This is a genomic window from Streptomyces sp. NPDC030995 (assembly GCF_055571215.1).
Genome location: NZ_JBVIFS010000072.1, coordinates 1 through 10,279, shown reverse-complemented (window position 1 = coordinate 10,279; position 10,279 = coordinate 1). Strand labels below are relative to the sequence as shown.

The window sequence follows — 10,279 nt, the reverse complement described above, 5'->3', positions numbered from 1 at the left end:
TCAGCGCCGATGGTACTGCAGGGGGGACCCTGTGGGAGAGTAGGACGCCGCCGAACAATCATTGTGGGAAAGCCCCGCACCAGCCCTTATGGGTTTGGTGCGGGGCTTTTCTGCGTTCCGGACACGTGTGCGGTCTCCTGTAGGGTCAGGGGGCATCGAACGACCGATTTCTACAGTCACAGTGGAGGCCCCCGGGTGGAGGTCCAGGAGACTCGGGTTCAGACTGACCGAATTTTCACCATTCCGAACATCCTGAGCATGGCTCGCCTGGCCGGCGTGCCCCTGTTCCTGTGGCTGATCCTCGCGGAGCACGACGGGTGGGCTCTGGCCGTCCTGATGCTCAGCGGGATCAGCGACTACCTCGACGGGAAGCTGGCCCGGCGCTGGAATCAGATCAGCAACCTCGGCAGGCTGCTGGATCCGGCCGCGGACCGTTTGTACATTCTCTCGACGCTCTTCGGCCTGACCTATCGAGAGATCCTGCCGCTGTGGCTCACGGGAGCGTTGCTCGCGCGCGAGCTGATGTTGCTGGTCATGGTGTGGATCCTGCGCCGTCACGGCTATCCGCCGCCGCAGGTCAACTTCCTCGGCAAGGCCGCGACCTTCAACCTGATGTACGCGTTTCCCTTGCTGCTGCTCAGTGACGGCACCGGATGGTTGGCCTGGACGGGGTCAGTTTTCGGATGGGCGTTCGCGGGATGGGGTACAACGCTCTACTGGTGGGCAGGAATCCTTTACGTGGTTCAAGTCCGCCGTTTGGTGAAGGCTGACGCCACGGCCGATTGAGCTCGCCCCGGCGCCGGAGACGCGGAGGAGTTGCGGAGTCACCGACCGAGACGGGTGACGTCGGTACGACCGTCATCTATCAAGGAGGACTCTTCCGACATGAAGGCCGTCGTGATGGCCGGTGGCGAAGGCACGCGTCTTCGCCCCATGACCTCGAGCATGCCCAAGCCGCTCCTGCCGGTGGCGAACCGGCCGATCATGGAGCACGTGCTGAGGCTGCTCAAGCGGCACGGGCTCAGCGAGACCGTGGTCACCGTGCAGTTCCTGGCGTCGCTCGTCAAGAACTACTTCGGGGATGGCGAGGAGCTCGGAATGGAGCTCACCTATGCCAACGAGGAGAAGCCACTCGGCACCGCCGGCAGTGTGAAGAATGCCGAGGAAGCCTTGAAGGATGATGCGTTCGTCGTCATTTCGGGCGATGCGCTCACCGACTTCGACCTCACCGATCTGATCCGTTTCCACAAGGAGAAGGGCGCCCTCGTCACGGTGTGCCTGACCCGGGTGCCGAACCCGCTGGAATTCGGCATCACGATCGTGGACGAGGAAGGCAAGGTCGAGCGCTTCCTGGAGAAGCCGACCTGGGGGCAGGTGTTCTCGGACACCGTCAACACCGGTATCTACGTCATGGAGCCGGAGATCTTCAACTACGTGGATCCCGATGTCTCCGTCGACTGGTCCGGCGATGTCTTCCCGCAGCTGATGAAGGAAGGCCGGCCCATCTACGGCTACGTGGCCGAGGGCTACTGGGAGGACGTGGGCACGCACGAGAGCTACGTCAAGGCCCAGGCCGACGTGCTCGAGGGCAAGGTCCAGATCGAGATGGACGGCTTCGAGATCTCGCCCGGGGTGTGGGTCGCCGAAGGGGCCGAGGTGAGCCCGGACGCGGTGCTGCGCGGGCCGCTGTACATCGGGGACTACGCCAAGATCGAAGCCGGCGTCGAGATCCGCGAGCACACCGTCATCGGGTCGAACGTCGTCGTCAAGAGCGGAGCCTTCCTGCACAAGGCCGTCGTCCACGACAACGTGTACATCGGGCCCCACAGCAATCTCCGCGGCTGTGTCATCGGCAAGAACACCGACATCATGCGCGCCGCCCGGATCGAGGACGGGGCCGTCATCGGTGACGAGTGCCTCGTGGGTGAGGAATCGATCGTTCAGGGGAACGTGCGGGTCTATCCCTTCAAGACGATCGAGGCCGGCGCCTTCGTCAACACCTCGGTCATCTGGGAGTCCCGCGGGCAGGCACATCTGTTCGGTGCGCGCGGAGTCTCCGGGATCCTGAACGTGGAGATCACCCCCGAGCTGGTGGTCCGGCTCGCCGGTGCCTATGCGACGACCCTGAAGAAGGGGGCGATCGTCACCACGGCGCGTGACCACTCCCGAGGCGCCCGAGCGCTCAAGCGGGCGGTGATCTCGGCGCTCCAGGCCAGCGCCATCAACGTACGGGACCTGGAGAACGTGCCGCTGCCGGTGGCGCGGCAGCAGACCGCGCGGGGCAGCGCGGGCGGGATCGTACTGCGGACCTCGCCGGGTGTGCCGGACTCGGTGGACATCATGTTCCTGGACGAGCGGGGAGCGGACCTCTCGCTCCAGCAGCAGCGCAAGCTGGACCGGGTGTACGCGCGCCAGGAGTACCGGCGTGCCTTCCCCGGGGAGATCGGTGACCTGCAGTTCCCGGGCAGTGTCTTCGACGCCTACACCGGCTCGATGCTGCGGCGGGTGGACATCACCGGGATCAGCGACGCCGGGCTCAAGGTGGTCGTGGACGCCTCCAACGGCAGTGCCGGGCTGGTCATGCCGAGCCTGCTGGGGCGGCTCGGGGTGGACGCCCTGACGATCAACCCCGGGCTCGACGAATCCAGGCCGACCGAGACCGCGGAGTCCCGGCGGGCCGGGCTGGTGCGGCTGGGCGAGATCGTGGCCTCGGCCCGGGCGGCCTTCGGCGTGCGGTTCGACCCGGTGGGCGAGCGGATCTCCCTGGTGGACGAGCGCGGGCGGATCATCGAGGACGACCGGGCCCTGTTGGTCCTGCTCGACCTGGTGGCCGCGGAGAGGCGCAGTGGCAAGGTCGCGCTGCCGGTGACCACGACGCGGGTCGCCGAGCAGGTGGCGGCGTACCACGGCACGCAGGTGGAGTGGACGACCACCTCGCCCGACGACCTGACGCGGGTGGGGCGTGCGGAGAACACGATCTTCGGCGGGGACGGCCGCGGCGGTTTCATCGTTCCGGAGTTCAGCAGCGTCTTCGACGGGTCGGCGGCCTTCGTGCAGCTGCTCGGGCTGGTGGCACGGACGCAGCTCACGCTGAGCCAGATCGATGCCCGGATTCCGCGGGCACATGTGCTCAAGCGGGACGTTCCGACGCCGTGGGCGGTGAAGGGGCTCGTCATGCGGCGGGTCGTGGAGGCGGCCGGTGACCGCCAGGTGGACACCACCGACGGGGTGCGGGTGGTCGAGGCCGACGGGCGGTGGGCGCTGGTCCTGCCGGACCCGGCGGAAGCGGTCACCCATCTGTGGGCCGAAGGTCCCGACGACGCCTCGGCGCAGGCCCTGCTCGACGAATGGGCGGGCGTGGTGGACAGCGCCGGGCACTGAGTGCCGGGCGGGCGCCGACGCAGGACCGAAGTCCGGTGGGCCGGGTGCGGAGAGTGCCCCGTCCGGCCCGCCGGACGGGCGCATTCGGTGTGCAGGGCGCCGACATGCGACGATGTGCGGCATGTCGCAGCCGCCCCACAACCGGAGTTCGGCCTCCCCTGTGCCGCCCGCGCGCCCGGACGCTTCCATGTCGCTGCTGACGCACGTGATGGACCACAGTCTCGACGAGGGCTATGCGGAGGCGTCGGCCCGGCGTGAGGCGGAGGGTACGGCGGGTCTGCCCCGCAGCCTCAAGGCGAAGCTCGGGCTGGCCGCCGGGCTCGTGATCGCCGCCATGGTCGTCACGCTCGGCGCCGCCGAGGCGCGGATAGCCGCGCCGGTGCTGGCCAAGGAGCGTCAGGAACTGATCGACCGGGTGGAGCGGGCCGACGAGCGCGCGGACGGCCTGGAGCGGGACATCGACCGGCTGAGCACCGATGTCGCCGCCCGCCAGCGCGCGGCGCTCCGGCAGCCCGGCGGTGGTCAGGGCGAGCTCGTGGCGCTGCTGTCCGGTGCCACGGAGGTCCGCGGGCCCGGGATCAAGCTGGTGGTGGACGACGCGAAGGGTGCTTCCTCCAGCGGTGGCGGACCGCGCGAGAGCTCCGGCTTCTCGGACACCGGCCGGCTGCGCGACCGTGACATGCAGAAGATCGTCAACGGGCTGTGGCAGTCCGGGGCGGAGGCCATCTCCATCAACGGGCAGCGGCTCACGTCGCTGTCGGCGATCAGGGCCGCGGGTGACGCGATACTGGTCGACAACAGGCCGCTGGTGCCGCCGTACGAAGTGCTGGCGGTGGGGGACAAGAAGCGGCTCGGCACGGCCTTCCAGGACTCGGCGGACGGCCAGTACCTGCACGTGCTCCAGGAGAGCTACGGGATCCGCTACACCCTGTCCGCCGCGGACGAGGTGCGGCTGCCGGCCGCGCCGAGTCTGACCGTACGTACAGCTACAGCAGTAGAGCAGCAGAAGGGTGCATCGTGATCGCGGTACTGGGCCTCTTGGCCGGAGTGGTGGTCGGACTTCTGGTCCGGCCCGAAGTACCGGCCGTGGTGGAGCCTTATCTGCCGATCGCCGTGGTGGCGGCGCTGGACGCGGTGTTCGGGGGCTTGCGCGCGATGCTGGACGGCATCTTCGTGGACAAGGTCTTCGTGGTGTCGTTCCTGTCGAACGTGGTCGTGGCCGCGCTGATCGTCTTCCTCGGCGACAAGCTCGGCGTCGGCTCGCAGCTGTCCACGGGTGTGGTCGTGGTCCTCGGCATCCGAATCTTCTCCAACGCCGCGGCCATCCGCCGGCACGTGTTCCGGGCGTGAGGCCGATGAGTACGAACGACAGTCCCGAGGAGCCGGCGGGCGCCGGGCAGCCTCCGCTGGACGTGCCGGGGCATCCCAAGCCGGAGCCGCCCGAGCAGCCCGCGCAGACCGGCCGGCAGCGGCTCGCGGCCGGGCTCTGGCCGCCGCGGGTGAGCCGTGCCCAACTGATCGTCGCACTGCTGCTGTTCGTGCTGGGGCTGGGTCTGGCCATCCAGGTGCGGTCGAACAGCGACTCCAGCGCGCTGCGCGGGGCCCGTCAGGAGGACCTCGTACGGATCCTCGACGAGCTCGACGGGCGGACCAAGCGCCTGGAGGACGAGAAGCAGAAGCTGGAGGAGCAGCGCAGGGAGCTGGAGAGCAGCTCCAACCAGGCCGAGGAGGCCCGCAAGCAGACCGTGGAGAAGGAGCGTCAACTCGGCATCCTGGCCGGTACGGTGGCAGCGCAGGGGCCGGGCATCACGCTGAAGATCACCGATCCCACGGGTCAGGTGCGGGCCGACCAGCTGCTGGACACGCTTCAGGAGCTGCGGGCGGCCGGGGCGGAGGCGATCCAGATCAACGGTGTGCGCATCGTGGCAGGCTCGTACTTCTCGGACGAGAACGGCGGGGTCGGGATCGACGGTAAGAAGATCACACAGCCCTATGAGTTCCGGGTGATCGGCAAGGCGCAGGATCTGGAGCCCGCGCTCAACATTCCCGGCGGTGTCGTCCAGACGCTGGAGAAGGAGCAGGCGACCGTCGCCGTCACACGGTCGGCGAAGATCGTTGTGGATGCCTTGCGGGCTGCGAAGCAGCCTGACTACGCTCGGTCGTCATCGTGATGATGCGGAGTGGAGAGTGGACCGGCTCACGCGGGCGGATGCCTGCGGGGGGTCGGCGCACCGAAGTCGCGGTGCGTGGTGGAAACTGTCTGGTGGTTACGGACGTTGTGAGAATGTCCGGGTCGGCAGGTGTCTGCATTCGGAGTTCGTCCTGCCCCACGGGCGGGTCTGTTTCGGTCAAGGGGAATCGCCCGTGAAGTTGTTTGAGAAGTTGTTCGGCAAGAAGAACCGCGAGGAAAGCGGCGCGGCGAGGCACCGTGCGGGGCGCGGCGACGTGGAAGGGCAGGGCGACCGGCCGCTCTTCCGCGACGAGGTTGCCGGTGCGGGTGATGTTTCCGGCGCGCCCGGCGCGTCGGCTGTTGACCCTGCTGGTAGCGGACGCATAGGTTTCGGTGAACCATCAACCTCAAGTACGGGTGGAGGGTTTGCCCCCGACCCGTATGCCACCAATGCCTCCGCGGGGCAGCCGCGGCGCGAGGAGCCGTCCATGTCGGCCGAGCAGGTTTGCAGCAGGTGCGGACACCGCAGCGATGCGGCCAGTCGCTTCTGCTCCAACTGCGGCGCGCCGCTGCGGGCGGGCCTGACGCCGGAGCGTGCCTCGGAGACCACGTCCACCATCTCGATCTCGGGCCTGGAGGCCTACGAGGCCGAGGTGTCGGGACAATCGCACGTGTCGTCCTCGCTGTCCCCCGAGGCCCAGGCCGCGGTGGAAGCGCTGCCCCCCGGTTCCGCGCTGCTCATCGTGCGCCGCGGCCCCAACTCCGGTAGTCGCTTCCTCCTGGACGGTGAGCTGACCACGGCAGGCCGGCACCCGCAGAGCGACATCTTCCTGGACGACGTCACCGTCTCCCGGCTCCATGTCGAGTTCCGCCGGAGCCAGGACGGCGGCTTCACCGTCGCCGACGTCGGCAGCCTCAACGGCACGTACGTGAACCGTGAGCCGATCGATTCCGTCGCCCTGCACAACGGCGACGAGGTGCAGATCGGCAAGTACCGGCTGGTCTTCTACGCGAGCCTGCGGGGCGTCTGACCTCCCCCAGACTCCGTCCGGGGGTGCCCCCATCAAGGGAAGGTCCCATGCTGCGTACCCCGACCGGCGGTGCCCCGAAGGACGGCACCGCCGGCAGTACCGGCTCGGCCGGGCGGCTGGTGAGCATCGGCACGGTGCTCACCACGCTGCGTGACGAGTTCCCCGAAGTCACCATCTCGAAGATCCGTTTCCTGGAGGCGGAGGGGCTCGTCGAGCCCAGGCGCACACCTTCGGGATACCGCAAGTTCAGTACCGACGACGTCGAGCGCCTCGCCCGCATCCTGCGCCTGCAGCGCGACCACTACCTGCCGCTGAAGGTCATCCGCGAGCAGCTCGACGCGCTCGCCCGCGGTGAGCAGATCCGGATCCCGGCGCCCTCGGCGCACGGGGATTCCGTCGATCCCGCAGGCCCCGCGGCCGTCTACGGCGAGGTGGGCCGGGAGCGGCCCACCGTGGCCCGGGTGGGCCGCGCCGAGCTGATGGCGGCCGCCGAGGTGGACGAGGTCCAGCTCGTCGAGTGGGAGTCGTACGGGCTGCTCGCCGAGGGGCCGGGCGGCGGGTTCGACGCCGAGGCGGTCACGGTGGCCCGCCTCGTGGCCGACCTGGGGCGCTTCGGACTGGAGCCGCGGCACCTGCGCGCGATGAAGGCCGCCGCGGACCGGGAGGCGGGCCTGGTGGAGCAGGTCGTGGCACCGCTGCGCCGCCACCGCAATCCGCAGACCAGGGCGCATGCGGAGGCCACCCTGAAGGAGCTCGCGGGGCTCTCCGTACGGCTGCACGAGGCGCTGGTACAGACCGCTCTCGGGGTCCGGCTGCGGTGAGGTAGGAGGCCCCGACTACCCAAACCTGCCGGGCAGGTCCTAGGGTTGCTGTGTGAACGAGCTCGACGTTGTGGGTGTCCGGGTGGAAATGCCCTCCAACCAACCGATCGTGCTCCTGCGTGAAGTGGGAGGCGACCGGTACCTCCCCATCTGGATCGGTCCAGGGGAGGCGACCGCCATTGCCTTCGCACAGCAGGGGATGGCCCCTGCCCGACCGCTGACGCACGACCTGTTCAAGGACGTGCTGGAGGCGATCGGCGAGGAGCTCACCGAGGTCCGGATCACGGATCTGCGGGAGGGCGTCTTCTACGCGGAGCTCGTCTTCGCCAGCGGGGTCGAGGTGAGCGCGCGGCCATCCGATGCCATAGCGCTCGCCCTGCGGACGGGGACGCCGATCTACGGCAGTGACGGCGTGCTGGACGACGCCGGAATCGCCATTCCGGACGAGCAGGAGGACGAGGTGGAGAAGTTCCGCGAGTTCCTCGACCAGATCTCGCCCGAGGACTTCGGTACCGGCCCGCAGTGAGGCGTGGGCCGTGTCGGCCGCGTCATCCACGGCGAACTTTCGGCCCATTCGACTAGCCTTTCCCCGCAAACGGATACGGGAAACCACTCTCAGGGTGATTATCACTCGGCGTGCCGAGTGTGGCGATCGTTGACGCACCCCTGGTGACTGCCTACCTTCAAGGTGGGCAGGTCAAGGACGGAGGGTCGGCGTGAGGATCACGGGCGACGGTACGACCGGGGGCACCCCCGTACGGAGTGACGCTGGACCGTACCCGCTGCACGGCGGTGCGGTCGGTTCCGCGCGCCGTCAGCCGGAGTCGACGCCGGTGGGACCGGTGGACGGTGACCCGGCGCCCGAGCAGATCGGATACCGCGGGCCGACGGCGTGTGCCGCGGCCGGCATCACGTACCGGCAGCTCGACTACTGGGCGCGGACCGGGCTGGTGGAGCCCAGTGTGCGGCCCGCGTACGGTTCGGGCACGCAGCGGCTCTACAGCTTCCGCGACGTGGTGGTCCTCAAGATCGTCAAGCGTTTCCTGGACACCGGGGTGGCGCTGCAGAACATCCGTACGGCCGTCCAGCACCTGCGTGACCGCGGGATCTCGGACCTCGAGCGGATGACGCTGATGAGCGACGGTGCCACCGTGTACGAGTGCACCTCGCCGGACCAGGTCGTGAGCCTGCTCCAGGGCGGGCAGGGCGTCTTCGGGATCGCCGTGGGCGTGGTCTGGCGCGACGCCGAGAGCGCGCTGTCCCAGCTGCACGGGGAGCGCGTGGACACCGGCGAGACCCTGGTCGGGCACAACCCGACGGACGAGCTGGCGGCCCGCCGCAACCGCGCCGTCTGAACCTGGGGAATGTCAGTCCCGTAGGGCAGCATCGGTGCTGTGAGAGCCGCGCCGACCATCCTGCATCTGGACATGGACGCCTTCTACGCCTCCGTGGAGCAGGCGTCGAAGCCGAGCCTGCGGGGGAAGGCCGTCATCGTCGGCGGCCTCGGGCCGCGCGGGGTCGTCGCCACCGCTTCGTACGAGGCCAGGCGGTTCGGGGTGCACTCGGCGATGCCGATGGCGCAGGCCAGGCGGCTCTGTCCGAACGGTGCGTGCCTGATCCCGCGGTTCAGCCTCTACCGGCAGGTCAGCGACGTGGTGATGGCCATGCTGCGGGAGCTGTCCCCGCTCGTGGAGCCGCTCAGCCTGGACGAGGCCTTCGTGGACCTGGAGGCCGGTGGAGTCGCCTTCGACTCGTCGACCGCGCGGGCGGTGGGGGAGCGGCTGCGGGCGGACATCAGGGCCGCCACGGGGCTCAGCGGGTCGGTGGGGCTGGCCGGGTCGAAGATGCTGGCCAAGGTGGCGTCCGAGGAGGCCAAGCCGGCCGGGCTGCTGCTGATCGAGCCGGGGACCGAGCGCGAGCTGCTCGCGCCGATGTCGGTACGGACCCTGCCCGGGGTGGGGCCGGCCACGGGGGAGCACCTGCGCCGCGCCGGGATCACCACGGTGGGGGAGCTGGTGGAGGCCGGGGAGGACGAGCTGGTCCGGATGGTCGGGCGCGCGCACGGGGTGGGGCTCTACCGGATGGCGCTGGGGCTGGACGACCGGCCGGTGGTCGCGGAGCGGGACGCGAAGTCGGTGTCGGTCGAGGACACCTTCGACGTGGACCTGCACGACCGGGTCCGGATCCGGGGCGAGGTGCGGAGGCTCGCCGACCGGTGCGTACAGCGGCTGCGGGGGTCGGGGCACTCGGGGCGCACGATCGTGCTGAAGGTGCGGCGGTACGACTTCTCCACGCTCACGCGGTCCGAGACGCTGCGGGGGCCCACGGACGACCCCGGGGTGGTGCGGGAGGCGGCGTCGCGGCTGCTGGAGGGCGTGGACACCACGGGCGGCGTGCGACTGCTGGGGGTGGGGGTGACCGGGCTGGCGGACTACACCCAGGAGGACCTCTTCGCGCAGTCGCTCGCCGCTGAGCCGGACGGGGAGGCCGGGGCGGCCGGGGGTAGCGGGTCGGAGGCGGCTGACGAGGCTGCCGAGCCGCAGGAGGGGACGGAGCTGCCCGGGGAGCCGGCGCCGGATCCGGCTCCCGAGCGTCGGTGGACGCCCGGGACCGACGTACGGCACGCCGTGTACGGGCCCGGGTGGGTGCAGGGCAGCGGGGTCGGGCGGGTGACCGTACGGTTCGAGCAGCCGGGATCGGAGCCCGGTCGGGTGCGGACCTTCCGGGTCGACGACCCCGAGCTGGAGCCGTCCGATCCGCTGCCGCTGGTGGGGGACGGGGCCTAGGCCGTCTCTTTCGGATCTTGCCGGTTAAGCCCGCGTTGTCTGGTGCCGTGCATCGCAAGGCGGAGGGGCGCCCGAGTACTGGACGTACTC

At 69.7% G+C, this 10,279-nt stretch carries 10 protein-coding genes; all 10 read left to right on the top strand.

Annotation, left to right across the window (positions count from 1 at the left end; translation table 11 throughout):
• The first annotated feature begins 195 nt into the window (after positions 1–195).
• The 10 genes from ACZ45T_RS38970 to ACZ45T_RS38925 all read left to right on the top strand — a co-directional run bounded on the left by ACZ45T_RS38970 (position 196) and on the right by ACZ45T_RS38925 (position 10,189).
• Complete coding sequence (locus ACZ45T_RS38970; protein ID WP_385408066.1) at positions 196–786, top strand: CDP-alcohol phosphatidyltransferase family protein; 591 nt, start codon at positions 196–198, stop codon at positions 784–786.
• Positions 787–885: 99 nt separating this feature from the next.
• Positions 886–3,381, top strand: coding sequence for a sugar phosphate nucleotidyltransferase (locus tag ACZ45T_RS38965; RefSeq protein ID WP_468449195.1), 2,496 nt, complete (start codon positions 886–888; stop codon positions 3,379–3,381).
• A gap of 112 nt (positions 3,382–3,493) precedes the next feature.
• The gene (locus ACZ45T_RS38960; protein WP_468449193.1) at positions 3,494–4,402 is read left to right on the top strand and encodes a DUF881 domain-containing protein; all 909 of its coding nucleotides are present in this window, start codon (positions 3,494–3,496) and stop codon (positions 4,400–4,402) included.
• Entirely contained in the window at positions 4,399–4,731 is a 333-nt protein-coding gene (locus ACZ45T_RS38955) for a small basic family protein (RefSeq protein ID WP_007262894.1), read from the top strand. The genes ACZ45T_RS38960 and ACZ45T_RS38955 overlap by 4 nt, the downstream gene beginning before the upstream one ends.
• 5 nt (positions 4,732–4,736) lie before the next feature.
• Positions 4,737–5,552 carry a DUF881 domain-containing protein gene (locus ACZ45T_RS38950; protein ID WP_468449191.1) on the top strand — a complete coding sequence of 272 codons (816 nt, stop codon included), beginning with the start codon at positions 4,737–4,739 and terminating at the stop codon, positions 5,550–5,552.
• An 85-nt stretch (positions 5,553–5,637) separates the two neighbouring features.
• Positions 5,638–6,582, top strand: coding sequence for an FHA domain-containing protein (locus ACZ45T_RS38945; RefSeq protein ID WP_468449197.1), 945 nt, complete (start codon positions 5,638–5,640; stop codon positions 6,580–6,582).
• A gap of 47 nt (positions 6,583–6,629) precedes the next feature.
• Positions 6,630–7,403 carry a transcriptional regulator FtsR gene (gene ftsR / locus ACZ45T_RS38940; RefSeq protein WP_468449189.1) on the top strand — a complete coding sequence of 258 codons (774 nt, stop codon included), beginning with the start codon at positions 6,630–6,632 and terminating at the stop codon, positions 7,401–7,403.
• A gap of 52 nt (positions 7,404–7,455) precedes the next feature.
• A complete protein-coding gene (locus ACZ45T_RS38935) occupies positions 7,456–7,929 on the top strand; it encodes a bifunctional nuclease family protein (RefSeq protein ID WP_030009777.1) in 474 nt (157 codons plus the stop codon).
• Between the two features lie 190 nt (positions 7,930–8,119).
• A complete protein-coding gene (locus ACZ45T_RS38930; protein ID WP_468449187.1) occupies positions 8,120–8,758 on the top strand; it encodes a MerR family transcriptional regulator in 639 nt (212 codons plus the stop codon).
• A 39-nt stretch (positions 8,759–8,797) separates the two neighbouring features.
• The gene (locus tag ACZ45T_RS38925) at positions 8,798–10,189 is read left to right on the top strand and encodes a DNA polymerase IV (protein WP_468449185.1); all 1,392 of its coding nucleotides are present in this window, start codon (positions 8,798–8,800) and stop codon (positions 10,187–10,189) included.
• Positions 10,190–10,279 lie beyond the last annotated feature (90 nt).